Source organism: Halomonas sp. A020, assembly GCF_027943625.1.
Taxonomy (GTDB): Bacteria; Pseudomonadota; Gammaproteobacteria; order Pseudomonadales; family Halomonadaceae; genus Vreelandella; species Vreelandella piezotolerans.
This window is the reverse complement of sequence record NZ_AP022850.1, coordinates 722527-747780: the sequence shown is the minus strand read 5'-3', so window position 1 is coordinate 747780 and position 25254 is coordinate 722527. Positions and strand designations below refer to the sequence as shown.

Below are 25254 nucleotides of genomic sequence, written 5' to 3'. Positions count from 1 at the left end.
GAGCCCTTCATGGTCAATTTACAGTCACGCAGTTTACGGGTGTATGCCGACGCGCTCGAATATTTGGACCAGACCCGGCTCCCCCAGGCCGAAGAGTGGGTGCGCTGCGATTCTCCCGAGGCGTGGCAGCACGCGGTCAAACGCCTTGCCATTCGCGGGGCGCCGCTGATCGGCTTGAGCGCCGCCTTTGTATTGGCCCAGTACGCGGCGCGCCATCCGCAAAGCGAGTGGCAGTTAGTGAGCGACCGCTTACGGGCAACGCGCCCGACGGCGGTGAACCTAATGTACTGCCTGGACGCCATGGAAGCCTGTTTTGCCCAGGGCGCGGACGCCCTGGCCGAGCGTGCCAAAGCGCTGTTCGAAGAGGACCGCGCCCTGTGCCAACGCATGGCCGAGCGGGGCGCCGACCTGCTGGCCTCCGGCGACCGCGTGCTGACCCACTGCAACACCGGCGCGCTGGCCACGGCGGGCGTAGGTACCGCGATTGGCGCGCTGGCCATCGCCCAACAGCGCGGCATCGATCTGCATGTCTACGTGGATGAGACCCGCCCGCTGCTGCAGGGCGGCCGCTTGACCGCCTGGGAAATGGCGGACCTGGGCATTCCCTACCAGTTGATCACCGACAGCATGGCGGCCAGCCTGATGGCAGCGGGCAAGGTGGATAAAGTGATGGTCGGGGCGGATCGCATCTGCGCCAACGGCGACTTTGCCAACAAAGTGGGCACTTACATGCTGGCGGTGGCGGCACACTACCATCAGGTACCGTTCTACGTGGTGGCCCCTTACACCACGGTCGACCCCGCCTGCGCGTCCGGCGCGGCTATTCCCATCGAGCAGCGCGATGGCGCGGAAGTGCGCGGTGTTGCAGGGGCGTTTGGGGAGGTGGAGTGGGCGCCCTCTGAGGCGCCGGTGTGGAACCCGGCGTTTGACGTGACGCCCGCGTCACTGGTCACCGCCTGGGTGTTGGATACCGGCGTGTTCGACTCAGCGGCGATTGCTCGGGGCGAGCATCTGCGGGGATGGCGCTAACCCTGGCAGCCAGGGAAGCCCGCACGCAGTGCAGTATCGAGTAATCGATACGCCCCTCCAGCGCTTCGAACACCACTTTCAGCCCCTGGCCTGGAAACTGTTCGAAGGCGGCGTGAATCTGCGCCAGGGTCGCCGGGTCCAGGTTGACCACCTCTTCCAGGGCCAGTTCGCCGCCTTGAATGGCATCGCTCAAATGGCGGTAGACCGTGTTGGCGGCCAGCCCGCGCTGCTTGGCGACTTGTTCGGGGGTGAACCCCTGGCGCAGCAGCGTGGCAGATTCCATGGCGCTATTGCCGATGTCGGCGGGTATCTCGGGCTCGTTTGGGTGCGCCAGTACCACCGCCAGAAATCCTTCACCGTAATCGGCCAGCTTGCGTGCGCCGATGCCCGAGATGGCGCCCAGTGCCTGCAGCGTTTGCGGTTTTTGCGCGACCAGCTCGGCCAGGGTGGCGTCGTTGAAGATCACGTAGGCGGGCACGCCCTGGGCATCGGCCAGCGCCTTGCGATGCTGGCGAAGCGCCTCCCACAGTGCGCCGTGGCCCTTGGCCGCAGATGCCCCTTTGGCTCCACGCCGCGCGGGCTTGCTGGGTTTGCGCAGGGTGAGACGTTGCTCGCCGCGCAGTAGGGGCCTGGCATTGGCGGTGAGCTTGATGCCGCCATGTCCCTCCATATCAACGCTCAGATAGCCGCTGGCGATCAGCTGACGAAACAGCGCTTTCCACTCGCTGGCGGTGAGCTCCTGGCCGATGCCGAAGGTGCTCAGGCTGTCGTGGCCAAAGCGGCTGATACGCTCGTTGCGCTTGCCGAGCAGCACATCCACCAAATACGTGACGCCAAAGCGCTGTTCGGTGCGGTAGACACACGACAGCGCCTTCTGCGCGGCCACGGTGGCCTCCCAGGTGTCGGGCGGGGTGAGGCAGTTATCGCAGTTGCCGCAGGGTTCATCTAGCGAATCGCCAAAGTAGTGGAGCAGCGCCTGACGACGGCAGCTGATAATCTCGCAGAGCCCCAGCATGGCATCGAGCTTCTGTTGCTCGATGCGCTTCTGCTGGTCGGCGGCACCGGAGTCCTGCTGCATCTGGCGCAGGGTAATCACGTCCTGAAGTCCGTAGGCCATCCAGGCATCGGCGGGCAGCCCGTCGCGCCCGGCGCGACCGGTCTCCTGGTAGTAGGCTTCGATGCTTTTGGGCAGGTTGAGGTGCGCCACGAAGCGCACGTCGGGTTTGTCGATGCCCATGCCGAAGGCAATGGTGGCGACGATCACCACGCCATCTTCGCGCAGAAAGCGGGCTTGGTGCTGCTGGCGCTGCTCGGCGGGCAGCCCGGCGTGGTAGGGCAGCGCGGTCAGTCCCTGGCGCGCCAGCCAGGCGGCGGTCTCTTCCACCTTGCGGCGAGAGAGACAGTAGACGATGCCCGCCTCGCCGTCGTGATGCTCGCGGATGAAACTCAGCAGCTGCTCTTTGGCATTGCCCTGATTTTCAGCGATGTGGTAGCGAATGTTGGGCCGATCAAAGCCGTTGTTGTAGAGCGCGGCGTCCTGAAGCTGCAGGTGCTCCATGATGTCGTGCCGCGTAGGCACATCGGCGGTGGCGGTGAGCGCGATGCGCGGCACGTCAGGAAAGCGCTGATGCAGGTGGGAGAGCTGGCGATACTCGGGGCGGAAATCGTGCCCCCATTGGGAAACGCAGTGGGCCTCGTCGATGGCGAACAGCGCAATGCGCGTCTGCTCCAGCAGCATCTGCATGCGCGCCGTGGCCAGCCGCTCGGGCGCGACGTAGAGCAGGTCCAGCTCGCCTGCGCGCAGGCGGTTCTCCACCTCCATCGCCTCATGCATCTCAAGGCTGGAGTTGAGATAGGCGGCGCGCACCCCGTTCTGAATCAGCGCGGCCACCTGATCCTGCATCAGCGCGATGAGCGGCGAGACCACGATGGCGGTGCCAGAGCGCAGCAGCGCCGGGATTTGATAGCACAGCGATTTGCCGCCGCCGGTGGGCATCAGCACCAGCGCGTCTCCGCCGCCCGTCACGTGCTCGATGATGGCCTGCTGGGGGCCACGAAAGCGCTCAAAGCCAAAGACGTCTTGCAGTACCTTGAGGGCTGCCGGGTCGCCGTGCATCGCTGCTCTCCTTGTCGTGTGCGTGAAGGAGAATTGTCGCACGAAAACTCGAGTGAGTTGGGTTAGCGAATCCCCGCCCGTAAAAACGATTGCACGAACTGGCGCTGGAACAGCAGAAAAGCCACCAGCAGCGGCGCAATACTCAGCAGTGTGGCAGCGCTGACGGTGGCCCAGTTGACGCCGGTTTCTGGCGCGGAGAACACGCCCAATCCCACCGTCAGCGGGCGGCTCTCCACGGAGTTGGTCACCACCAGCGGCCACAGGAAGTTGTTCCAGTGGTGGCTGATCGACACCAGCCCGTAGGCCAGATAGGTGGGCTTGGCCAGCGGCACGTAGACCTTCCACAGAATTTCCAGCCAGCCACAGCCCTCGATACGGGCGGCGTCCTCCAGCTCTCGGGGGATGGTCTTGAAGGTCTGACGCAGCAGGAAAATGCCGAAGGCGCTGGCCACGTAGGGCAGGCCAATGCCGGTGATGGTATTGATCAGCCCCAGCTCGCTGGCAATACGGTAGTTCTCGACGATCAGCACTTCGGGAAACACGAATAGCTGAATCAGCACCAGCATGAACAGCAGGTGCTTGCCGGGGATCGGAAAGCGGGCAAAGGCAAAGGCGGCCAGCGTGCAGACCACGAACTGGGCCAGTACCACGCCGGTCACCAGCGCGAAGGTGTTCAGGTAGTAACGCGCAAAGGGGGCCTGGGCCCAGGCGTTCATGAAGTTATCCAGTGTGAGCGGGGCGAACAGATCGAAAGTCACCATGAATTCGCTGGGGTGGAAGGCGGCCCAAAAGGCGTACAGCAGTGGAAAGATCCAAATAACCGCGAGTAGCCATGCCGCTATCGTTTCCAACGCTGGTAGGGAGTAGTCGAAGCGCGCGCGGGGCGCGTAGGTAGCGGGCGTATTCATTGGTAGTGCGTCCTACGGTCCAGGATTGTGAACTTCAGCGTGGCCACCACCGCCAGTACCAGCAGAATGACCACGGTGATGGTGGCCGCCATGGTGCGGTCGAAGAAGGAGAACGCGTTCTCGTAGACGTAATAGAGCAGCAGGTTGGTGGCGTTATTGGGCCCGCCCTTGGTCAGAATGAACAGGTGGTCGACCACCCGCACCGCATTGATCAGCGCGTTGATCAGCACAAACAGCGTGGTGGGCATCAGTAGCGGAAAGGTGACCCGCCAGAAAAAGCTCCAACGGTTCGTCCCTTCAAGGTCGGCAGCCTCTTTTAACTCGGGTGGGATGCTCTGCAGCGCCGCGAGATAGAAAATCATAAAAAAGCCGGCTTCTTTCCACACCGACATGACGATGACCGAGCTTAACGCAACGCTTGGATCGCCTAGCCAGTTAACGCCGGAAAATCCCAGCGCACCGAGCACACTGTTAAACAGCCCAATCTGCGGCGCATAAAAAAACATCCAGATATTGGCCGCGGCGATCATGGGTAGAATCGTCGGCGTAAAGTAGGCCATACGTACAAAACCGCGCCCCGGCAGTTTGCCGTTGACGAATAGCGCCATGCCCAAGGCCAGCGCAATAGAGGTGGGAATGGTACCTAGTGCATAGAACAGATTATTGCGGGCTACCTGCCAAAACGTTGGGTCATCGAACAGCACCTGATAGTTCTCGATGCCTACGAATTCAGGGGGCGCACCGCGGAAGCCGGGTAAGAAAAGGCTGTTAATGACCGTAGAAACGGTCGGCAAATAGGCAAACGTTGTCAGCAGCACCGCAGCGGGTAGCAGCAGAAGCGCGCCATAGAGCTGCATGTTGCGGTGGTCGTTGAATGACATAGAGCAGTACCAGACGTTGGAAAAGCCGGGGCATGCCCCGGCGAACAGTCATATGTCTGACGATTAGCGTGCGTAGCGGCGCAACACGCTGTCGGCTTCTTGTTGTGCTTGGCTAAGTGCTTCTTCTGGCGACATCTGTCCGGTCAGCGCCGCTTGTACAGCGTTATCCAGGGCGCGGCGAATGCGGCCACCTTGGTAGGTGGAAAGCTCCGCCGTGCCGTGTTCCAGCTGGTCACGGGCGACCGCTGCGGGTGGGAACTCTGCCACATAGCGTTGTAGCGCGTCGGTTTCGTAAGCGGCGGGGCTAACGCCCATGTAGCCGGTCTCGATCGACCATGCGGCGGCACGCTCGGGCGCGGTCATCCAGCGGATGAAGGTCATCGCCGCGCGCTGCTCTTCTTCGCTGGCATCTTCAAAGATGTAGAAATTGCCGCCGCCAGTGGGGCTGCCGCGCTGGGTCTTCATGGGCAGCATGGCGACGCCAAATTCGAAATTGGCCTCGTTGCGTACGGCGGTCAGGTTACCCGTCGTGTGCCACATCATGGCGGTGGACTGCTCTAGGAAGTTCTGGCGCAGAGTGCCCCACTCGATGGTGCCGCTAGGCATGGCATCGTGCTCGGTAGCCAGCGACACCCAGTATTCGAGAGCTTCGATGGCGGCCGGGTCGTCAAAATAGACCTCGGTGCCATCGTCGTTCATCAGGCGATGGCCGTTCTGGAAGGCGAACGCCTGGAACATCCAGTAGGGGTAGCCGGTGGACGGTACCATCACGCCCCATTGTTCTCCGTTCGAGGCTTCGCGCACGGCAGCCGCCATCTCGGCCATCTCTTCCCAGTTTTCCGGCGGCGTTTCCGGGTCCAGGCCAGCGGCTGCAAAGGCGTCCTTGTTCCAGAACAGCACGATGGTGGAGCGCTGGAAGGGGATACCGTAGGTCTTGCCATCCAACTGACCGTTCTCCATCAGCCCGGGGTAGAAGCTATCCAGCCACGCTTGCTCTTCCTCGGTGTCGATGAGGTCATCAAAGGCCACGATGGCGTTCTGCTCGATCAGCTCGTACAGGTCGATGGAGAACAGCACCGAGAGCTGAGGCGTATCGCCCGCTTCCATGGCGGACATGGCGCGCACGCGAGTGTCGTCGTAGTTGCCTGCGTAGATGGCTTCTACGTTGATATCCGGGTGTTCGCTTTCGAACTCGTCCACCAAGTTGTCAACGACCTCGGTCAGTGCGCCACCTACGGAAACAGGGTAGTACATCGTCAAGTCGACACTGTTAGCGCTGGCGTGACCGGCACCTAACAGTGCTGCGGCGATGGCTGTCATTGCAAAAGAGAACTGAGAACGCATGAGAGACTCCACAAGTGTTTGTGATGTTGTCAGGATGAGAGCGGTCAGTGTTGGAAAGAGCCCACGGCGGGCGGGCGCGGTACGCTTCGATGCGAAGCGGGTAAGGCAAGAGGCGCTAACGCTTGCTGACGCAGACCCTGTTGATCAAACAAATGGGCGCTATCTGGCGTCCAGTAGAGTTTGCAGGGCTTACCCGAGAGCGCTTGCTTACCGCTAAGGCGAACGCGCACGGTGTGATTGCCGACGGCGACATGGGCAATCGTGTCGGCACCTAAGTACTCATCACTGAGTACCTGGGCCGGAATGCCTGCCTCGGATGCTGGGCGCAGTTCGATATCTTCAGGGCGCACGCCCAGCTGCCCCCCGGCGGCCTCCATGGGAGCCACTGGGGTCGAGGGTTCGCCCTCGATAACGGCCCCCTGGTCACCTTGCACTAGAGGCAAAAGGTTCATGGCCGGGCTGCCAATAAAGCTGGCAGCAAAAGCGCTGGCGGGCTGGTTATAAAGTTCGTCGGGTGTGCCGTCCTGCACGATATGTCCTTGTTGCATCAAGATCACACGGTCTCCCATGCTCATGGCCTCCACCTGATCGTGAGTGACGTAAACCACCGTCATATCGAGTCGTGATTGCAGGGCTTTGATCTCCCTGCGCATATCGCTGCGCAGCCGCGCATCGAGGTTGGACAGCGGCTCATCCATCAAACAGATGGGGGGCTCTGAGATAATCGCTCGCGCCAGCGCCACCCGCTGACGCTGGCCGCCGGAAAGCTGGGCCGGTTTGCGGTGCAGGTAATCCGTCAGGTCCACCAGCTCGGCCACCTGGGCCAGGCGCTGCTGCCGTTCTGCCTTCGCTACCTTCCGGCTGCGCAGGCCAAAGACGATGTTGTCGGCCACGCTCAAATGCGGAAATAGCGCATAGGACTGAAACACCATGCTCAGCCCACGGTCGCCAGGTGGCAGGCGTGTCACATCGCGCTCACCAATATGAATCTCCCCGCTGCTGGCTTCTTCCAAACCTGCGATCATGCGCAGCGTGGTGGATTTTCCACAGCCTGACGGCCCCAGCAGGATGACGAACTGCCCAGGCTGAATGTCGAAGGAAATGTCGTTGACTGCCGTGGTCGCGCCCCAGTGCTTGGAAACGCTTTGAAGGCGTATTTGCGGCTGTTGTGACATAGCACCTCCAAGATTGGCCGTGGGCTTATCGGTCAATCATGTGATGGAGGTGTTGCGGTTGAATGACGCTCGTGTGGCAGGGGTGTGACGTATGGGGCTAAGCATCAACGAGAGATGTTAATGCCGTAACGCTGCAACCGGCGTACGACGCTGGATTGGCTGATACCCAGCCGCTTGGCGATGGCGTAGGTGCTGGGCAGCGTGTGACACAACGTTCGTAGCGCGTCCCGCTCTAACCGCTCTAGGTACTCTTTCAAGCTTTCGCCTGAGGCGAGCGGTGCCGCGATAGGTGAAGCAGATACATTCGCCAAGCGGTGGGTATGCTGTTCGATATAGGCCTGCGTTGCAGGCACTTCAATTTGATCGGTGGGGCTTGAAAGCCAGGCTCTCTCCAGCCAGTTTTCCAGCTCCCTGACATTACCCGGCCAGTCGCTGCCCATGAGGGTCGACCATACGTGATTACCGAGAATTTTCTGCCGCCCATAGCGCTGGTTGAGCCGGTTTAAACACGCTTCAACCAGGACGGGAATATCCTCACGTCGGTCGCGCAGCGGTGGCAGAGTGACCGGGATGACGTTGAGACGGTAGTAAAGGTCGAGGCGGAAACGCCCCGCTTCTACCTGTTTGCCCAAATCCTGATTGGTTGCCACGACCAAGCGAAAATCGACCCGACGGGAGCGCGTATCACCCAGGCGCGTCAGGCTGCCATCCTGAATGACTTTAAGCAGCTTGGTTTGCATCAATAGCGGCAGCTCGCCGATTTCGTCCAGAAACAGCGTGCCGCTTTCGGCCTGCTCTAACAGCCCCGCTTTGCCTTGCCGGGCTGCACCGCTGAAGGCGCCGGGCTGATAGCCAAACATTTCGGACTCAAACAGATTTTCCGGGATTGCCGCGCAGTTCACTTCAATAAAGGGGCCGTCGCAGCGCTGGCTCCACCGGTGTAGCTGCTTGGCGAACGCGGTCTTGCCGACGCCTGATTCGCCGAGCATCAGCACGTTGGCATCCGACGGCGCGACACGCTTGAGCAGCAGGGCGATTTCCCGCATCACATGGCTTCTGACCTGCAGGTTATCCAACGCGTCATCCAACGCCTGCTCTTCGGCATCGGGCGCGGCCTGGCTGCGCTTTAAGTGTTCGCTAAAGCGTTTTTGTAGCAGGGCGTACTCGTCCTGCAGAAGCTGTAAGTCGGTGAGATCTCTTGAGCGGCTGATAATGCGCTCTAGCGTGCCGTTGACGAACACCGGGTAGGCTTCTGCGATGACGCGGCGACCCGTGCCGGTGATTTGCATTAGCTGAGCGGGCTGGCGGGTGCGCATCACTTCCAGGGTGATGGAAGGTTTCAAAACGCCGGCCGCCTGCAGCTGTTGAACGCTGCTGGAGAGCAGCTCTTCCCGCGAGACGCCGTACACCGCCTCGGCACCTGGGCTTATATCCAAGATTTGACCGTCGCCACTGACAATAAAAAAGTGGTCATTCGCGGTTTCCACAATGGTTTGCAGTACGCGCCTGTCGATTTCACTCATGCGTCCCTCCTTATCTACCGCACCCGCTTTTGTATCGTTGGATGAACAGGACAATGCAAATATGACTCGTTGATTCATTTTTGCATCGTTTCATTAGCGTTGCGATTCATTTTTGCATCGATGGGGCGGTAAACCTCCCTACTTATCAGCGCAGGTGACTTGGCATGGTCTGTGCACTGATCTGTGCATCAACGATGCATGAGCGGTATGAGCTGGATAAATCGCTGAAGCGCCGAGCCCTTCAGGCTGGCCACAATAAATCCAAGGAGAGAACGATGTCGGAATTCAATCAGCCGCTGGGCGGCAACACCATGCCGCGCTTTGCAGGCCCTGCCACCATGATGCGCCTGCCCACACAAGAGAGTGCCGAAGGGCTGGATGCAGCGTTTATCGGCATTCCCATGGATATCGGTACATCGAACCGCCCCGGTACCCGCCTGGGGCCACGCCAGATTCGCGATGAGTCGCGCATGTTGCGCCCCTTCAACATGGCCACGGGGGCAGCTCCCTTCGAGCGTCTTCAGATCGCCGATATCGGTGACGTGCCCATCAACACCTTTCATCTGCCGAAAAGCGTCGACATCATCACCGCCTTCTACGACGACGTGCTGAAGCATGACTGCATTCCTCTCACGCTAGGGGGCGAGCACACGCTGACGCTGCCGATTCTACGCGCCATGGCCAAAAAGCATGGCCCGGTGGGCTTGATTCATATCGATGCCCATGCGGATGTGAACGAGCATATGTTCGGTGAGCCGATTGCCCATGGCACGCCGTTCCGCCGCGCCCAAGAGGAAGGGCTGCTGGCTCATAACAAGGTCGTGCAAATCGGCCTGCGTGGAACCGGCTATGCCCCGGAAGATTTCGACTGGTGCCGCGAACAGGGTTTCCGCGTAGTGCCCGCCGAGGAGTGCTGGTACCGCTCGCTGGCCCCACTGATGGCCGAAGTGCGTGAGCAAATGGGCGATACCCCGGTGTATATCAGTTTTGATATCGACGGGTTGGATCCCTCCGTTGCCCCTGGCACCGGCACCGTGGAGATGGGCGGGCTGACCTCTGCCCAAGGCTTGGAAATCGTGCGGGGCGCTGCGGGCTTGAATATCGTTGGTGGCGATCTAGTGGAAGTGTCGCCGCCGTACGACCCCAGCGGCAACACGGCGCTAATGGGCGCCACGCTGCTTTATGAAATGCTCTGCGTACTGCCCGCAGCGCAACGCCGCCCGTAAGCGCTGCCTGCAAAAGTGCCCTGCACCAAGCGCCGACCTAACAAGGCGCAGATGACAATACATGAGAAGGGAAGCCTCGCTTCCCTTCCGGACGCCGCCAGCCCACCTCCAATAATCACACTCAAAAGGTGAATCGTATGTCTCATTCTCAAGCGAAGTCGGAAGAACCGACATCGACGGCCCCCATCCCTAGCCGAGATTTACTGAAGTTTCTGATCCCTTCCATCATTGGGGTAATGCTGTTTTTGGTGCCTTTCCAAATAGGTGATTCGATCAATATTGGCATGGGGATCATGGCAGATGGGCTGCAATCTCTGCTGGAGGACGCCTTACCCGCTATCGCGTTGTTCGTATTGTGCCTGTCAGTCGTCGTGACGCTCTACGTTAAAGTCACCCAACCTGCCTGGGCGAAAAGTGGGCCTTTCCACGATATGTTCAATGTGGGCGCGATTTGGATAGCCATGCGGGTCTTGGGCGCCGTTTTTGTCATCATGACCTTTTTCCAGTTTGGGCCTGAGTTCGTCACTGCGTCGTTTACCGGCGGTGTCATGCTCAATGACTTAGCCCCTGTGTTGTTGACCTTTTTCTTCTTTGCTGCCGTATTGCTGCCATTTCTGGTCGAATTCGGTTTCATGGAGTTCATTGGCACCATGGTACGCAAACCGTTTCGCATTATTTTCAACTTACCTGGGCGAAGCGCTATCGATGCGACTGCCTCTTGGATGGGGTCGGGAACGGTGGGTGTGCTAATTACTGCCCAACAGTACGAGCAGGGCTACTACAATGGCCGCGAAGCCTCGGTGATTGCAACGAACTTCTCTGTCGCTTCCATCGCTTTTAGTCTGTTAGTAGTCAATTTCGTCAATCTCAATCACCTGTTCGTGCCGTTCTACTTTACCGTCGTGGTGTCGGGCTTAATTGCTGCGGTGGTTGTCTCGCGGATTCCGCCGCTGTCGCGTAAATCCAATGACTACTACGAGCCGGTCGGCTGCCAGTTAAGCGAGGAGCGCACCGAAAACGTGGGCCTGTTCCGCTACAGCCTGTTGCAGGCCACCCGCCGCGCAGCGGGCGCACCAGGGCCAAAAGAACTAGCACTGTTGGCGCTGCTCAACGTCATCGATATCTTTCTGACGCTGCTGCCATTGGTGTTTGCGATTGGCACCGTGGCGCTGATTTTGGCCGAGTTCACGCCGCTATTTACCTGGCTCTCTTACCCCATGGTGCCGGTGCTGGAGCTGTTGCGTCTTCCCGAAGCCCAGGCGGCCGCCCCTGCCACGCTGGTAGGGTTCGCGGACATGTTCCTGCCTGCCGTGCTGGCCACCAACATCGATAGTGAGTTGACCCGCTTCGTGATTGCCTGCCTTTCCATGACGCAGCTGGTGTATATGTCGGAAATTGGTGCACTGCTGCTCAAGTCGAAGATTCCCATCAGGTTCTGGGAGCTAGCCGTGGTGTTTCTGCTGCGTACGGCCATTACGCTGCCAATCATTGCCTTCATGGCCCATACGTTTTTCTTCTAAGAGGTCATGTATGAACGAGTCAACGACGATGACCTGCGCCGATCTGTTGATCCATCTGCTGCGCGATACCTACGGCGTGCGGGCACTGTTTGGCATTCCCGGTGTACACACAGTAGAGCTGTACCGTGGCCTGGAAAGCAGTGAGGTAGAGCACATCACCCCGCGCCACGAGCAGGGGGCTGGCTTCATGGCCGATGGCTATGCCCGTGCCAGCGGTCAGCCGGGGGTGTGCTTGATCATCACCGGGCCGGGGATGACCAATATAGCCACCGCCATGGGCCAAGCCCTGGCGGACTCCATCCCCATGCTGGTGATCTCCAGCGTTAACCGACGCGATACCCTGGGCTTGGGTCAGGGGCGGCTGCACGAACTGCCCAGCCAGCAGCAACTGATCAGCGGCGTGGCGCGGTTTAGCCACACGCTGCTGGATGCCAGCACGCTGCCGGAAGTACTGGCCCGCGCCTTTGCCGTGTTCAGTGGTGCTCGCCCAGGCCCGGTACATATCGAAATCCCTATCGATCTGTTTAATGCGCCTGTCAGCGTGCCGACTAGCTGGCAAGCGCCCACGCTATACCGCGCGGCTCCCGACCCGGAAGGGCTGGCCGAGGCGGCTCGGCTACTCAAGGCGGCGCAGCAGCCTCTGGTGCTGTTAGGGGGTGGTTGTGTGTCAGCGCCAGACGCCGCCAGGGCCCTGGTAGAGCAGCTGGATGCCCCCACGGTGACGACCATCAACGCCAAGGGACTGCTGGGGCGTGATCACCCGCTGGACCTGGGAGCCAATGCCGCACTGCCCGCTGTGAGGGAGCTGGCTGCCAGTGCCGATGTGATTTTGGCCATAGGCACCGAGCTGGGCGAAACCGACTATGACGTCGTTTTCGACGACGGCTTTCATCTCAACGGCACGCTGATTCGTATCGACATCGATCCCGAGCAGCTGGTGCGCAATCAGCGTACTACGCTCGGCCTGGTGGGCGATGCCGGGCGGAGTTTGCAGCTTCTGCTCAAGCATTTTTCTGAGCCTCTGAAACGTCAGGGCGTCGAGCGAACGGCCTCTACTCTGAACGCTTTGGATTTGGCCAACGATCCCGCGTTTAGCGATTTCGTGCCCCTCTACGCAACGCTGGCCGACCATTTGCCTGACGCCATTCTCGTGGGCGACTCCACCGCGCCGGTGTATGCCGGCAACCATCTGGTCAGCCAGCCTGCGCCCAGGCGCTACTTCAATGCCTCTACCGGCTACGGCACCCTGGGCTATGGGCTGCCTGCGGCACTTGGAGCACAGCTAGCCCGGCCTGATCTCCCCGTCGTGGCGCTGGTGGGAGACGGCGGAGTGATGTTTACGCTCTCGGAACTCGCCACCGCCGTGGAAGCCCGCCTGCCCGTGGTCGTCGTGCTATGGCATAACGCGGGCTACGAAGAGATCCGCCGCTATATGGATGCCAACGGCGTGGCGCGCTTGGGGGTCGATATTCAAGCGCCCAACTTCCTGACTCTGGCCGAAGGCTTCGGCTGCCCGGGCATGCTGGTAGAGAGCCCCGACGAGCTTTCCGAGGCGCTCGCCAACCGTGCTCCCAGCGGGCCGCTACTGATCGAGATCGACGCCGCTGCTTGGCAGCGCGCGTGCTCACCTTCTGACTAGGACGTTTCCATGCAGACACTCAACCAGCAGTTCATCAACAACCAGTGGGTTGCATCGAAGGGCACCCGTTTGCTCGACGTGATGAATCCTTACCTCGAGGAGCGTATTGCCCAGGTCACAGCGGGAGATGCGACAGATGTCGATCTTGCCGTAAACGCCGCTCAACAGGCTCAACCTGAATGGCAGGCGTTGGGAGGGGCCGCACGTGCCAACTACCTCGATGGATTTGCTGATGCACTAGCGTCTCGTCGAGAGGCATTGATCACCCTGTCGGCTACCAATAACGGTAAGCCTCTGGTGGAAGCAGGTGTTGATCTGGACGATGCGATTGCCTGTTATCGCTACTACGCCAAGCAAGCCAAAGCGCTGGGTGCCCGGCAAGGGGAGCGGGTCAATGTCGACATGGACGGCGTTGAAGCACGCACGTATCACGACCCTGTCGGCGTCGTGGGGCTGATCGCACCCTGGAACTTCCCGCTAGTGACCAGTGCCTGGAAGCTGGCGCCTGCCTTGGCTGCAGGCTGTACTGCCGTGCTCAAACCGTCGGAAGTGACGCCACTGCCTGAACGGGTGCTGGCGGAGATCGCGCTGGAAATCGGCTTGCCCGCAGGGGTGTTGAATCTGCTCAATGGTGACGGTGAGGGCATCGGTGCGCCGCTGACGAACCACCCTGGCGTGGATAAAATCTCCTTTACCGGCAGTAACCGCGTGGGCGAGGCCGTCATGCAGGCTGCCAGTACCCGCACCGCGAGCGTATCGCTGGAGCTGGGCGGTAAATCGCCCATTGTAGTGATGGAAGACGCAGACCCTGCCCAAGCCGCTGACTGGGTCATGGCCGGTATCTACTTCAACGCTGGGCAGATCTGCTCAGCCACGTCGCGTCTATTGGTACACGAAGACATTGCCGAAGCACTTTATGCGGCGCTTGCCGAACGGATGGATGCGCTGACACTGGGCGACCCGCTTGCCGAAGGTACCGACTTAGGGCCGTTGACCAGCGCCAAGCAGCGCGATGCGGTAAAGCGTTATCTGGATATTGCCGAGCAGGAAGGCCTCACGGTAGTGCGCGATGGGCGGCACCGCACGCTACCCGCGCAAGGCTATTTTCTAGCACCCACACTTTACCGGGATGTGCCGGTAGAGAGCCGTTTGTGGAAAGAAGAGATCTTCGGCCCCGTGCTTTGCGGCCATAGCGTGACCAGCGATGCCGAAGCCATTCGGCTTGCCAATGCCAGTGACTTTGGCCTCGCCGCCACGGTGATCAGTGGTGATCCGGAACGCGCCAAGCGCATTGGCCGCCAGTTGAGGGCAGGCAGTATTTGGTACAACAGCGAGCAGCTCGTACTGCCCGAAACCGCCTGGGGCGGCTTCAAGCGTAGCGGCATTGGCCGCGAGTTGGGGCCTTGGGGACTGAGTGCCTACCTAGAGGTGAAGCATGTGGTTGGCCCAGCGACGTAATGCGCCGAGCCAACACTCACGTCTGGTTGCGCAAAATGGTCGGTGCTGACCACTGCTGACACACGGGCATGACTTCCAGGCGGGTGATGTTGACGTGGGCAGGCAGGGAGGCCACATGCAGCGCCTGCGTGGCCACGTCTTCTGGCTGGAGCGGTTGAGCACCTTCGTAGTAGCGGTCGGCGACGCTCTGGTCGCCCTTCATGCGCACCAGGGTGAACTCGCTGGCCGTCATGCCGGGGGCCAGGTCCGTGACGCGAATGCCCAGCGGGCCCACGTCACAGCGTAGGTTATAGCTGAACTGCTCCACGAAAGCCTTGGTGGCACCGTATACATGGCCGCCCGGGTAGGGCGTATTGGCGGCAATGGAGCCCAGGTTGATGATTGTGGCCCCTGAGGGAGAAGCGCACAGATGCGGCAGCAAGTGTTTGGTGACGTTGACCAGCCCTTTGATGTTGGTATCGATCATACGGTGCCAGTCATCCAGTGATGCTTGCGGTGCCGGATCCTTGCCCAGCGCCAGCCCGGCATTGTTGATCAGCGTGCGCACCCGCTGAAAAGGCTCGGGCAAGGCCGCCACGACGTTGGCCACCGCTTTGGCGTCGCTGACGTCCAGCGCCGCCGTATGAGTCGGCACTTGTTTTTCAAAGGTCGCCTGTAGCTGCTCTAGACGTTCCTGGCGTCGGCCTGTCAAAACGAGTGCCCAGCCTGCCTGGGCAAAGAGGTGAGCGCACGCGAGCCCAATGCCGGACGTCGCACCGGTGATGAACACGACCTGCTTGGTTTCGTGCATGGAGAATACTCCCACAGTGACTTGATATTGAACTGCTCGGGAAAGCGTCATTGGGTGACGAATCCGAGCGCTTGAGTATCCATCTTTAGTCGCACTCTTTCGCCGCATCTCTGAAAAGGCGCCATTCTCTGGGCGATTGCAGCCATCGTCATTGACGAAGCCTGCCTTCTCGAACGCCGATTTGAGCGCCTTGGCGGCTTGTTTCAAGATCGAGCCAGCATCACACCCAATAACGACAACCATAGAGAGCCTTCCCATGCGGAAACACCTGCTTGCCACGCTGGCGACCTTAGGCATGTTGACGACAGCCCCGTTCGCACTGGCCAACCCCATTGAGATTCAAGTCAACAACACCATGAGCGAGGGCGGTTCCGAAAGTGCCGCCGTGGAGCGCTTCGCCGAGTATTTGGAAGAGAAAGCGCCCGGCCGCTTTGACGTGCGGCCTTTCCTAGCCGGTTCGCTAGGCGGCGAAAACGCCGTGCTGGAACTGCTCAACTTGGGTCAAACCCAGCTCTCCATCACCGGCGGTAACTGGCGCCAGCAGTATGCGCCTGAATATGACGCCATTACGGTTCCTTTCGTATTCACCACTTGGGAGGAAGTGGATGCCTACATGGAGAGTCCGTCCGGCCAAGCGCTGGTGGAGCAAGCCGAAAGCCAGGGCGGCTTGAAGTATTTTGGTTTGCAGCACCGCGGCCCCCGCCATATGACGGCGAATAAAGAGATCCACACGCCGGACGATCTGGAGGGTTTCCGCCTGCGCCTACCGTCGCTGCCAGTATGGCTGGAAGTGTGGGAAGAGATCGGTGCTCAGGTCGTCAACGTACCCGCACCCGAAATTTATCTTGCCATGCAGACCGGTCAGGTCGATGGTCATGAGAACTCGCTCTCCTCCCCCTACACTCGCCGTCTCTGGGAAGTACAGGACTACCTGATCATGACCAGCCACGTGCAGTTCCCGTGGAGCTGGGTGGCCAGTTCGCGCTGGTGGGACGGCCTCGAAGCCGAGGACCAAGCGCTGATCGAAGAGGCAATCGACGTGGCCCGTCAATACGGTTCAGAGCAAGAGCGCGAACTCGACGAGTTCTATCTCGAGGCCCTTCAAGAGGAAGGCATGACCGTGATTGAGCCAGACGTTACGCCTTTCCGTGAAGCCGCGTTACCGGCCATTGACCGCGTCATGGCGGATATGGCCGACGGTGTTCGTGAAGACGCGCTGGGTCATCAAGACCTGTAACACACGTAGCACAGCGCTCGCGACGGCCCCTTGGGTCGTCGCTGTTTTAGACGTCAGGTCAATACGCTATCAACGACTAGTTTCCATTTGCGATCAAAAAACGTTCAGATAAGGAGCTTTCTGGTGGAAGACGCGGTAGCGCCCAGCAAAGGGTTGGATCGAGTGGCTTTCTATACGCTAAGGAGTGTGACTCGTCTCTGCGACGGGGTGGGCGTTGCGCTCATGGCCGCTATTCTGTTGCTAATCGTGGCGGCTGTGATTGCCCGCGACCTGCTCGGCATTGGGATGCCCTGGACAGAAGAGGTGGCTTCGATGCTAGCCATCTATGCCATTGGTTTTGGGTCTCTATCGGCTTGGGTGCGCGGCGAGCACCTAGCCGTTGATCTGTTTAGTCACAAGCTTTCCGGCCTGGGTCGGCATGTTCAATATCGTCTCACGGCGCTGATCTCGTTTGGCTTTTTCGCGCTTGCCGCTTGGGGGGCTTGGATCATGTCGGACGTGAGCGCCAACAATAAAACCGTCTCGCTCAGCATCAGTTTCAGTTACCTCTATTACGGTGTCTTTTTCAGCTTTGTGGGCATGGCGCTGATCGCCCTGTGGCAATGCGTGCGCGGCCCCGTGGTGTGGTTGGGCGCGGCCCGTGAAGAGGAGGCCTCTCGGCCATGACCGAACTACTGATATTCGTCGGCGGCCTGCTAGTGCTCATGGCAATAGGCTTGCCTGTCGTGGTCGCCATCGGCGTGACGTCCTTTGTTGCTCTCGTCGTAACGGGAACCGGCGGGTTGCCCGTCGAACTGTTGCCATTACGGATGGTACAAACCCTCAATAACTTTACGCTTTTAGCAATCCCGCTGTTCATCTTGGCCGCCAATATCATGAATATCGGCTCCACCACGACGCGCATTTTTGACTTTGCCACCGCTTTGGTGGGCTTTACCAAGGGTGGCCTGGGCCACGCTAACGTGGTCGCCAGCTCTATTTTTGCCACTATGTCGGGCACTGCCGTGGCCGACGCTGCCGGGCTTGGCAGCATCGAAATCAAAGCCATGAAAGAGCGTGGCTACGCACTGGGGTACTCGACCGGCATCACGGCGGCCTCTAGTGTGATCGGCCCCATTCTCCCGCCCAGTATCGCCCTCGTGGTCTATGGCTGGCTGGCCAATGTGAGTATCGGTGGGCTGTTCATGGCGGGGCTACTGCCGGGCATATTGATGGCGCTGCTGCTCATGGGCATGACGCTATTGCTATCGGCCAGTGGCAAGGTGGTGATGCCGAAGCCGGTTCCCTTCGATGCGTGTGAAGTCGCCCGCACGGGAAAACGTGCCATTCTGCCGTTGATGATGCCGGCGATCATTGTCGGTGGCATCTGGGGCGGCTTTTTCACACCGACGGAAGCAGGCGCGATTGCCTCGCTCTATGCGGTGATTTTGGGTGGCTTGATCTATCGCGATTTGAGTTGGCGGGATCTTTTCAATGCTTTCCGTCGCACCCTGATGTTCAGTGCGGTGATCCTGCTGATTATCGCGGTGTCTAGCTTCTATGGCTGGATTCTCGTGCGTATGGGCATCCCCCAGGCGCTGGCGGGCCAAGTGGCTAGTATCGATATGCCCATGTTCGTGCTGCTGCTCTGCTTTGCGCTGTTCTTCCTGCTGATCGGCTGCTTCATGTCGGTGATCGAAAGCATCCTAATTTTTACCCCCATTGTCGTGCCCGCCGCGCTGAGCGCCGGGCTAGACCCCGTACACTTCGGTATCGTCATGGTGATTACGCTGTCGGTAGGCGTGATTACCCCGCCGTTTGGCACAGTGCTGTTCTTGATGGTGGGCATTACACGCTTACGCTATGACCAAGTGGTGACCGCGATACTGCCCTTCTTGCTGCCCATCCTGGCGACCATTCTGCTGCTGATCGCCGTACCTGGGCTGGCCACTTGGCTGCCCGATGTCATGGGGTATTGAAGAAGAGTCGTTTGCTTCGCCCCTTAGACGCTAGTGACGTGAGGGGCGAAGACGAGGTGGGTATTAGAAGAACGAAGGTAGATAAGTAGCTTCTTTACCCATCCGCTCTAATCTTCCCGACAATCTCCGCCAGCGCTTTCTCTGCCTGGTCGTTATCGACTTGGCAGGTGCCCGCGTTCAGGTGACCGCCACCGCCGTAGCTTAGGCACAACTCGCCAACGTTGGTGCGGCTGGAGCGGTTGAGGATCGATTTACCAATCGCTAGCACGGTGTTCTGCTGCTTGAGCCCCCACATTACGTGAATCGAGATATTGCAGTCGGGGTACATGGCGTAGATGACGAAGCGGTTGGTCGCGTAGATGATCTCCTCGTTGCGTAGGTCCAGCACCACCACGTTGCCATGTACGGTAGCGCAGCGCTTGATCTGCTCTTTCGCTAACGTTTCGTGTTCACGGTAAAGCGTAGTGCGCTCGTGTACATCGTCGAGGGCGAGGATTTCATCGATGGTGTGCTCTCGACAGTAATCGATCAACTTCATCATCAACTGATAGTTGGAAATACGAAAATCGCGAAAGCGGCCCAGGCCCGTGCGGGCATCCATGATGAAGTTCAGCAGCACCCACCCCTGAGGATCGAGAATCTCGTCTTTATTGAACTGGGCAGAATCACCTTTATCGACGGCGTCCATCATGTCGTCCCAGCGGGCGGGGAAGGCCTCATGTCCGCCGTAGTACTCCCACACCACGCGGGCCGCAGACGGGGCGTCTGCATTGATGATGTGGTTGTCGGCCCGCTCGACGTTACGCACCGTTTCGCTCAAATGGTGATCGAAAGCCAAGTGGCAGCCAGGCACGTAGGGCAGGTTGGTGGTGATGTCGTTGGCATCGATCTCAATGTTGCCGTCCTGCATGTCCTTCGGATGCACGAAGGTAATGTCGTCGATGAGGCCCAAATGCTTGAGCAGGGCACCGCAAACCAAACCATCAAAATCGCTGCGGGTCACTAAACGAAACGTGGATGCTTGTTGGGTAGACATTTGTTTTCTCGATACGATGAACGGTGACCAAAAGATACCAGCAGTTATGTTGGGTTAAAATAAGCCTTTCTGGCCTTGCAACCTCTCCCACCAACGCTTCTGCTTTGACCGCTATCTCTGATGCTTAATTAGCCTGCGTGCTGAATGGCATGAATCGCTGGGTCCCATGTGTCAAACATAAACAAGTTTTCGCTAATTAAAAGTCGCGAATCAGTGGATATATAACCGCGCATTTATTAAATAAGTTTTTGAAAAATATATGATATATGAGTTTTTGGTATGCCCTGGTACGTTGACTGCAATGACTGGGCAAGAGCGAAAAGTTAGGACGACTCGCCGCTCTTATCGATCGTGAAGTTGCAACGTTGTGAATATTGAACGCTGAATTGAACGAAAGAGTTGCCATTAGGAGGCACGACCATGAAAAAGGAAGCTCTCAAGAAACTGGGTATTCTGGGTGTATCGTTTGGTCTGGTAGCAAGCCCGTTGGCGTTTGCGATGGAAGAGCACGAAGAGCAGCCTACAACACCGCAAGAAGAGACCATGCAGGATGAGCAAGGCACCTATAACTCCTACGACACCGGTCAGGAGCAGGATGCCACGACGGATGACGTGACCACCGAGTACGAAGAGGAAGAGCAAGAATTTACGTATGAAGAAGAGGAAGAAGAGCAGGAGCAGTGGGAAGCGGAAAAGGACGACACGTCCGGCCAGTAACCCCCTCTTAGCGAAAGGAAGTCCTTTACCTCACGCTCATGGATGAGCAGCACAGTGCCCCGCCATTGCGGGGCACTGTTGTGTTGGAATTATTGTGTTGAAATTATTGTGTTGGAAGAGTGGCAACGTTTAATAACGCGCCGTATCTCACTAGACGGATAGGCTATGGTAAAAGCAACGCTTCACTAACACGAACACCCTACAAGGACGTTGCTAACGTGTTTACCTGGCAAGAAGTGCCGCACCTTCCCCGTGCGGAAGGGCGTATAGATGCGATCGATCTCGCCCGTGGTATAGCGATTGGGCTGATGATTCTCAGCCACACGGTGAGCGGGCTGATTGGCATACGCAACGTGCCCGATTGGGGCATGGTGCCCGTCCACTTTCTTACCAAGTTCTCTTCTTCTCTGTTCATTTTAGTATTTGGGATTGCGCTGGCCGTGGCGTTTTTAGCGTCTACCCAAACGGATGCATGGCCAAGAAGGCGGCTAAAACTGTGGGTGCGCGCGATAGAAGTGTGGTTTTGGTACAAGGCGCTCACCATCGTCGAGATGCTGCCGTATTACGCGCCTGGCGATATTGTCGATGCGCTGCTTTACCAGCGCTTTGCGATTTGGGTAGAGATTCTCGGCTTTTACGCCATTGCGCTACTCTGGGTGCCGCTCGTGCTGCCGCTATGGGCGCGCGCACCGCTATGGAGTCGGTGTGCGCTCATTATTGGCTTGACCGCGCTTTCTGCTTGGCTGCAGGGGTTAAGCTTTGGCGGTAACGATACCTTGAAAGCGTTGCTGGTCGATCATGAAGACCACTACACCTGGGGGCAGCTCAGCCGCGCGCCGCTGATTTTGACGGGCCTGCTGATCGGTGAAGCCCTGCTACGCTGCTATTTTGATACGGCGCTGCGGCGACGACTGGTGCTGGCGCTGTTGGGCGCAGGGGCGGTGATGGTCGCCGCATTCTATGGGTTGGCCTTGGCCGAAGGCGATGTGTCTGCCGCGATGTTGGCGGTGGCGAATAACGATGGCAAGCACCCGCCTGGGCTAAAATTCACGCTGTACAGCGTGGGTGGTGCGCTGGTGATTCTGGGCATGGCGCTAGCGGGTGGGTCGGCGGCATCTCGGGTGTTGACACCGCTGACGGTCGTGGGTAGCGATGCCCTCAAAGCGTTCATTTTTCACATTGTAATGATTTTTCTGGTGCTGCGTTTTCTGCTGGAAGGAGAAGGCATGTACACCTATCCACAGGCGCTTGGCGTCGGTGGGCTGTTGATTATTGGGGCCGCGCTGTGGATTTGGCTAACGCGCTGGATCGCCCGATACAAATAATTCGCCACCATCAGCGGTAGGAGGTACGGTTGCGACAGTTTAAATGCTGGCTAGCGGCAGCGCTGGTAGGTGTTTTATTGCCCGCCAGCGCCACGGTATGGGCTAACACGAACTGGTATTACGAGGTCGATAAGCAGAGCCCTTGGCAAGGCGATCTAGACGCCCGAATAAGCGCCATTGAAGACGTATTTGGCGGAGCACTTGGCGTTTACGTTCAGAATCTCGCAACGGGCGAGGCGTACGCGTGGCAGGCAGACGCCCCCTGGTATTTGGCATCGCTGATTAAAGTGCCCGTGGCGGCTCAGGTGCTGGCCGAGCGTCAGGCGGGCACGCTCTCCTTGGATGAACGCCTGATCCTGGCACGTAGCGACTTTGTCGATGGCGCAGGGCCGGTCAATTGGCACGACCCCGGCACGCCGATCTCGGTGCGCTACCTGCTCGAGCAGATGCTTACCGTCAGCGACAACACCGCCACGGACATGCTGATCGACCGCGTCGGCCTGGAGGCCGTGAATGCTCGTGCCCGCCGTATGATCGCTGCCAGCAACGGCCAGCCGGAGCATCTCGGCCCCATCAGCAAGCTGGTGGACGTTCGCCAAGGCGTGTATGGCCAATGGCATCCCGGGGCTCGCCAGCTGAGCGGGTTAGATTTTATCGCCCTGCGTCAACACGGTGTGAACCAGCGCTCCGCTGCGTTGGCCCGTGTGCTGGGCGTGAGCGAAGAAAGCTTCGGTCAACCCGACTATGACCACGCCTTCGATGCTTATGAAGCCACGGGTGAAAACGTCGGCACGCTGCGCGCCTATGGCGACCTACTGGCCAGCTTGCATCGCGGTGGCATGGAGGATATGAATGCCGAACAGCGCCAAACGCTGCTTGGCATCATGCAACGAACCCAATCCGGTGAGCACCGTTTGAAACGGGGCATGGGCCGCGCATTTACCTTTGCGCACAAAACGGGCACGCAGCATCGGCGAAGCTGTGATGCTGGTATTGCCTCTCGCGACGTGCTCGCCTCCCAGGAGAGCCGCGCCGGAAACGGCCCTTGGGTCGTGGTGGCGTGTACCCGTGGGCCGCTCTCGGTGCAGGCGCACGAGCGCGCTTTGGCGAGGGTGGGCGAGGCGCTGCGTTATAGCGGTGCCTTGGGTCACGACTAGCGGCAGGCGTGGTAAACTGGCCCGCCAAATTGGTTTTATTAAAGGAGTTCGTTATGGCACGTGCCAGCGCCCGTCATATTTTGGTAAGCAGCGAAGAGCAGTGCAACGCGCTGAAACAAGAGATCGAAAACGGTCGTGATTTCGCCGATGTCGCCAAGCAGCACTCTAGCTGTCCTTCTGGTCGCCAAGGTGGTGACCTGGGTAGCTTTGGCCCCGGCCAAATGGTGCCTGAATTCGACAAGGTCGTCTTCAGCGGTGAACTCAATAAAGTGCATGGGCCGGTACAGACTCAGTTTGGTTATCACTTGCTCGAAATCACCAGCCGCACCTAGCACTCTGTCTGACTGGCGGCGCACGCCGCCTTTCCAGACATCGTCTAATCCCTTTTAAAGGCCGTCATGCACCGCGACTGCCGTCGCGGTGCCATTGGCATCGTGCTGTGCCGGTACTGCGCTGGCCCGCGATGTAAGGAGCACGCCTTGAACGACCCTATCATCACCATCGATGGCCTGAATAAAACCTACGAAGGTGGCTTTCAGGCGCTCACCCGTGTGGATTTGACCATCCAACGCGGTGAAATCTTTGCTCTGCTCGGCCCGAACGGGGCGGGTAAAACCACGCTGATTAGCGTGGTATGTGGCTTGGTTAACCCAAGCGAAGGCCATGTCATCGTCGACGGCTTTGATAGCGTGCGCGATTACCGCCAAGCCCGCGAGCGGATCGGTCTCGTGCCGCAAGAACTCACCAACGAAGCGTTCGAAACGGTGTGGAACACGGTGAGTTTCAGCCGCGGCCTGTTTGGCAAATCCCCCAATCCAGCCCATATCGAAAAAGTGCTCAAGTCGCTCTCACTGTGGGATAAGCGTCACAACCGCTTGATGACGCTCTCCGGCGGTATGAAACGCCGGGTTTTGATTGCGAAAGCACTCTCCCACGAGCCGCGCATTCTGTTTTTGGATGAGCCGACCGCCGGGGTGGATGTCGAGCTTCGCCGGGACATGTGGGACGTGGTGCGCGGGCTGCGCGATGAGGGGGTGACGATCATTCTCACGACCCACTACATCGAAGAAGCCGAAGAGATGGCCGACCGCATTGGCGTCATCAATCGCGGCGAGATCGTACTGGTGGAAGAAAAAGCCGCGCTCATGAAAAAGCTGGGCAGCAAGCAACTGACCCTGCAACTGCATAGCCCGCTGGCGGAATTGCCGCCCGCACTGGCGCAGGAAGCGCTCAGCTTGGCCGCCGACGGTCATGAGCTGGTGTACACCTACGATGGTCGCCAGGAAGAGGAAGGGCGCGGGATCTCTACCTTGTTAACGCAGCTAGAGCAGGCGGGCATTGGCTTTAAAGACCTACACACCCGGCAGAGCTCGCTGGAAGACATCTTCGTTGACTTGGTGAAGGAGCGTTCATGAACCTCTATCCCGTTCGCGCGATTTACATGGCGGAGATGGCGCGCACCCGCCGCACGCTGCTGCAAAGCGTCGTCTCGCCGGTGATCTCCACCTCGCTCTACTTCGTGGTGTTTGGCGCGGCGATTGGCTCGCGGATCACGGAAATTGGCGGCGTGAGCTACGGTGCCTTCATCGTGCCTGGCTTGATCATGCTCATGCTGCTGACCCAAAGCGTCTCGAACGCCTCGTTTGGCATCTTTTTTCCCAAATTCTCCGGCAGCATCTATGAGATTTTGTCGGCGCCGATCTCCTATCTAGAGATCGTCGTGGGCTACGTAGGGGCGGCGGCCTCGAAATCGATACTGCTGGGGCTGATCATTCTCGGCACCTCCAGCTTCTTTGTGCCCCTGCAGATCGCCCACCCGTTCTGGATGCTGACGTTCCTAGTGCTGACCGCCGTCACCTTCAGCTTGCTGGGGTTCATCATCGGTATCTGGGCAGATGGCTTCGACAAGCTGCAGCTCGTGCCGCTGTTGGTGATTACCCCGCTCACGTTTTTAGGCGGCAGCTTCTACTCCATCGATATGCTCCCGCCGTTTTGGCAGAGTGTGACCCTGGCGAATCCGGTGGTCTATCTCGTCAGCGGCTTCCGCTGGAGCTTCTACGGCATCAGCGATGTCAGCTTAGGGGCCAGCGTGGCGATGATCTTGCTGTTTCTGGCGGCCAGTCTTGCCACCATTGCCTGGATTTTCCGCACTGGCTACCGCTTGAAGCCTTGATATCGATGTGCGCTAGTCGACGTTTTTTCAAAAGGTGATGTT

22 protein-coding genes are annotated in these 25254 nt (G+C 59.2%); 14 read left to right on the top strand and 8 right to left on the bottom strand.

The genetic code is table 11. The features are described from left to right. Positions 1-9: 9 nt before the first annotated feature. A complete protein-coding gene (gene mtnA / locus FRH_RS03415; RefSeq protein WP_281997763.1) occupies positions 10-1029 on the top strand; it encodes an S-methyl-5-thioribose-1-phosphate isomerase in 1020 nt (339 codons plus the stop codon). Here the strand turns inward: mtnA and recQ are convergent. The 6 genes from recQ to FRH_RS03385 form a co-directional block, all read right to left on the bottom strand. Next, entirely contained in the window at positions 950-3145 is a 2196-nt protein-coding gene (gene recQ, locus FRH_RS03410; RefSeq protein WP_281997761.1) for a DNA helicase RecQ, read from the bottom strand. The two genes, mtnA and recQ, sit on opposite strands and share 80 nt — an antisense overlap. A 62-nt stretch (positions 3146-3207) precedes the next feature. Then, on the bottom strand, positions 3208-4053 hold the full coding sequence (locus tag FRH_RS03405; protein WP_219861873.1) for a carbohydrate ABC transporter permease: 846 nt from the start codon (positions 4051-4053) through the stop codon (positions 3208-3210). After that, positions 4050-4934 (bottom strand): sugar ABC transporter permease, encoded by an 885-nt coding sequence (locus FRH_RS03400; RefSeq protein ID WP_153843059.1) that lies wholly within the window; start codon positions 4932-4934, stop codon positions 4050-4052. The genes FRH_RS03405 and FRH_RS03400 overlap by 4 nt, the downstream gene beginning before the upstream one ends. Positions 4935-4997: 63 nt before the next feature. Then, the gene (locus FRH_RS03395; protein WP_153843060.1) at positions 4998-6278 is read right to left on the bottom strand and encodes an ABC transporter substrate-binding protein; all 1281 of its coding nucleotides are present in this window, start codon (positions 6276-6278) and stop codon (positions 4998-5000) included. Between the two features lie 44 nt (positions 6279-6322). Then, positions 6323-7453: an ABC transporter ATP-binding protein gene (locus tag FRH_RS03390; RefSeq protein ID WP_281997760.1), complete on the bottom strand. Its 1131-nt coding sequence runs from the start codon at positions 7451-7453 to the stop codon at positions 6323-6325. Between the two features lie 104 nt (positions 7454-7557). Next, the gene (locus FRH_RS03385) at positions 7558-8976 is read right to left on the bottom strand and encodes a sigma 54-interacting transcriptional regulator (protein WP_281997759.1); all 1419 of its coding nucleotides are present in this window, start codon (positions 8974-8976) and stop codon (positions 7558-7560) included. Between the two features lie 275 nt (positions 8977-9251). Between FRH_RS03385 and speB the strand changes: the two genes are divergently transcribed. The 4 genes from speB to FRH_RS03365 all read left to right on the top strand — a co-directional run bounded on the left by speB (position 9252) and on the right by FRH_RS03365 (position 14819). Next, positions 9252-10202, top strand: coding sequence for an agmatinase (gene speB, locus FRH_RS03380; RefSeq protein WP_281997758.1), 951 nt, complete (start codon positions 9252-9254; stop codon positions 10200-10202). Positions 10203-10339: 137 nt separating this feature from the next. Then, a complete protein-coding gene (locus tag FRH_RS03375; protein ID WP_281997757.1) occupies positions 10340-11722 on the top strand; it encodes a YjiH family protein in 1383 nt (460 codons plus the stop codon). 10 nt (positions 11723-11732) lie between these two features. Next, positions 11733-13361, top strand: a complete 1629-nt coding sequence (locus FRH_RS03370; protein ID WP_281997756.1) for a 5-guanidino-2-oxopentanoate decarboxylase — start codon at positions 11733-11735, stop codon at positions 13359-13361. Positions 13362-13370: 9 nt separating this feature from the next. Continuing rightward, a complete protein-coding gene (locus tag FRH_RS03365; protein WP_281997755.1) occupies positions 13371-14819 on the top strand; it encodes an aldehyde dehydrogenase family protein in 1449 nt (482 codons plus the stop codon). A 16-nt stretch (positions 14820-14835) separates the two neighbouring features. On the opposite strand, the gene FRH_RS03360 is transcribed toward FRH_RS03365, so the two are convergent. Next, positions 14836-15609 (bottom strand): SDR family NAD(P)-dependent oxidoreductase, encoded by a 774-nt coding sequence (locus FRH_RS03360; RefSeq protein WP_239297083.1) that lies wholly within the window; start codon positions 15607-15609, stop codon positions 14836-14838. Between the two features lie 256 nt (positions 15610-15865). Here FRH_RS03360 and FRH_RS03355 point away from each other — a divergent pair, with 256 nt between their 5' ends. The 3 genes from FRH_RS03355 to FRH_RS03345 all read left to right on the top strand — a co-directional run bounded on the left by FRH_RS03355 (position 15866) and on the right by FRH_RS03345 (position 18804). Then, positions 15866-16846 (top strand): TRAP transporter substrate-binding protein, encoded by a 981-nt coding sequence (locus FRH_RS03355; RefSeq protein WP_281997754.1) that lies wholly within the window; start codon positions 15866-15868, stop codon positions 16844-16846. Positions 16847-16969: 123 nt separating this feature from the next. Then, the gene (locus FRH_RS03350; RefSeq protein ID WP_139525757.1) at positions 16970-17512 is read left to right on the top strand and encodes a TRAP transporter small permease; all 543 of its coding nucleotides are present in this window, start codon (positions 16970-16972) and stop codon (positions 17510-17512) included. Beyond that, positions 17509-18804 (top strand): TRAP transporter large permease, encoded by a 1296-nt coding sequence (locus FRH_RS03345; RefSeq protein ID WP_281997753.1) that lies wholly within the window; start codon positions 17509-17511, stop codon positions 18802-18804. Before FRH_RS03350 ends, FRH_RS03345 begins: the two co-directional genes overlap by 4 nt. 94 nt (positions 18805-18898) lie before the next feature. Here FRH_RS03345 and FRH_RS03340 read toward each other — a convergent pair whose 3' ends face one another. Further along, positions 18899-19840, bottom strand: coding sequence for an exopolyphosphatase (locus tag FRH_RS03340; protein WP_219861860.1), 942 nt, complete (start codon positions 19838-19840; stop codon positions 18899-18901). Between the two features lie 420 nt (positions 19841-20260). Here FRH_RS03340 and FRH_RS03335 point away from each other — a divergent pair, with 420 nt between their 5' ends. From FRH_RS03335 to FRH_RS03310, 6 genes are all read left to right on the top strand, one after another. After that, positions 20261-20557: a hypothetical protein gene (locus FRH_RS03335; RefSeq protein WP_219861858.1), complete on the top strand. Its 297-nt coding sequence runs from the start codon at positions 20261-20263 to the stop codon at positions 20555-20557. 218 nt (positions 20558-20775) lie between these two features. Beyond that, positions 20776-21882, top strand: a complete 1107-nt coding sequence (locus FRH_RS03330) for a heparan-alpha-glucosaminide N-acetyltransferase domain-containing protein (protein ID WP_281997752.1) — start codon at positions 20776-20778, stop codon at positions 21880-21882. Positions 21883-21944: 62 nt separating this feature from the next. Further along, a complete protein-coding gene (locus FRH_RS03325; RefSeq protein ID WP_281998147.1) occupies positions 21945-23039 on the top strand; it encodes a serine hydrolase in 1095 nt (364 codons plus the stop codon). Between the two features lie 53 nt (positions 23040-23092). Beyond that, positions 23093-23371, top strand: a complete 279-nt coding sequence (locus tag FRH_RS03320) for a peptidylprolyl isomerase (RefSeq protein ID WP_016915098.1) — start codon at positions 23093-23095, stop codon at positions 23369-23371. 147 nt (positions 23372-23518) lie between these two features. Next, on the top strand, positions 23519-24454 hold the full coding sequence (locus tag FRH_RS03315) for an ABC transporter ATP-binding protein (RefSeq protein ID WP_219861852.1): 936 nt from the start codon (positions 23519-23521) through the stop codon (positions 24452-24454). Further along, positions 24451-25212 (top strand): ABC transporter permease, encoded by a 762-nt coding sequence (locus tag FRH_RS03310; RefSeq protein ID WP_139525750.1) that lies wholly within the window; start codon positions 24451-24453, stop codon positions 25210-25212. Before FRH_RS03315 ends, FRH_RS03310 begins: the two co-directional genes overlap by 4 nt. Positions 25213-25254 lie beyond the last annotated feature (42 nt).

Bases quoted from the DNA above. Each gene is read 5' to 3' on its own strand.
- mtnA (WP_281997763.1), top strand. From the start codon at position 10: ATGGTCAATTTACAGTCACGCAGTTTACGGGTGTATGCCGACGCGCTC.
- recQ (WP_281997761.1), bottom strand. From the start codon at position 3,145: ATGCACGGCGACCCGGCAGCCCTCAAGGTACTGCAAGACGTCTTTGGC.
- FRH_RS03405 (WP_219861873.1), bottom strand. From the start codon at position 4,053: ATGAATACGCCCGCTACCTACGCGCCCCGCGCGCGCTTCGACTACTCC.
- FRH_RS03400 (WP_153843059.1), bottom strand. From the start codon at position 4,934: ATGTCATTCAACGACCACCGCAACATGCAGCTCTATGGCGCGCTTCTG.
- FRH_RS03395 (WP_153843060.1), bottom strand. From the start codon at position 6,278: ATGCGTTCTCAGTTCTCTTTTGCAATGACAGCCATCGCCGCAGCACTG.
- FRH_RS03390 (WP_281997760.1), bottom strand. From the start codon at position 7,453: ATGTCACAACAGCCGCAAATACGCCTTCAAAGCGTTTCCAAGCACTGG.
- FRH_RS03385 (WP_281997759.1), bottom strand. From the start codon at position 8,976: ATGAGTGAAATCGACAGGCGCGTACTGCAAACCATTGTGGAAACCGCG.
- speB (WP_281997758.1), top strand. From the start codon at position 9,252: ATGTCGGAATTCAATCAGCCGCTGGGCGGCAACACCATGCCGCGCTTT.
- FRH_RS03375 (WP_281997757.1), top strand. From the start codon at position 10,340: ATGTCTCATTCTCAAGCGAAGTCGGAAGAACCGACATCGACGGCCCCC.
- FRH_RS03370 (WP_281997756.1), top strand. From the start codon at position 11,733: ATGAACGAGTCAACGACGATGACCTGCGCCGATCTGTTGATCCATCTG.
- FRH_RS03365 (WP_281997755.1), top strand. From the start codon at position 13,371: ATGCAGACACTCAACCAGCAGTTCATCAACAACCAGTGGGTTGCATCG.
- FRH_RS03360 (WP_239297083.1), bottom strand. From the start codon at position 15,609: ATGCACGAAACCAAGCAGGTCGTGTTCATCACCGGTGCGACGTCCGGC.
- FRH_RS03355 (WP_281997754.1), top strand. From the start codon at position 15,866: ATGCGGAAACACCTGCTTGCCACGCTGGCGACCTTAGGCATGTTGACG.
- FRH_RS03345 (WP_281997753.1), top strand. From the start codon at position 17,509: ATGACCGAACTACTGATATTCGTCGGCGGCCTGCTAGTGCTCATGGCA.
- FRH_RS03340 (WP_219861860.1), bottom strand. From the start codon at position 19,840: ATGTCTACCCAACAAGCATCCACGTTTCGTTTAGTGACCCGCAGCGAT.
- FRH_RS03335 (WP_219861858.1), top strand. From the start codon at position 20,261: ATGAAAAAGGAAGCTCTCAAGAAACTGGGTATTCTGGGTGTATCGTTT.
- FRH_RS03320 (WP_016915098.1), top strand. From the start codon at position 23,093: ATGGCACGTGCCAGCGCCCGTCATATTTTGGTAAGCAGCGAAGAGCAG.
- FRH_RS03310 (WP_139525750.1), top strand. From the start codon at position 24,451: ATGAACCTCTATCCCGTTCGCGCGATTTACATGGCGGAGATGGCGCGC.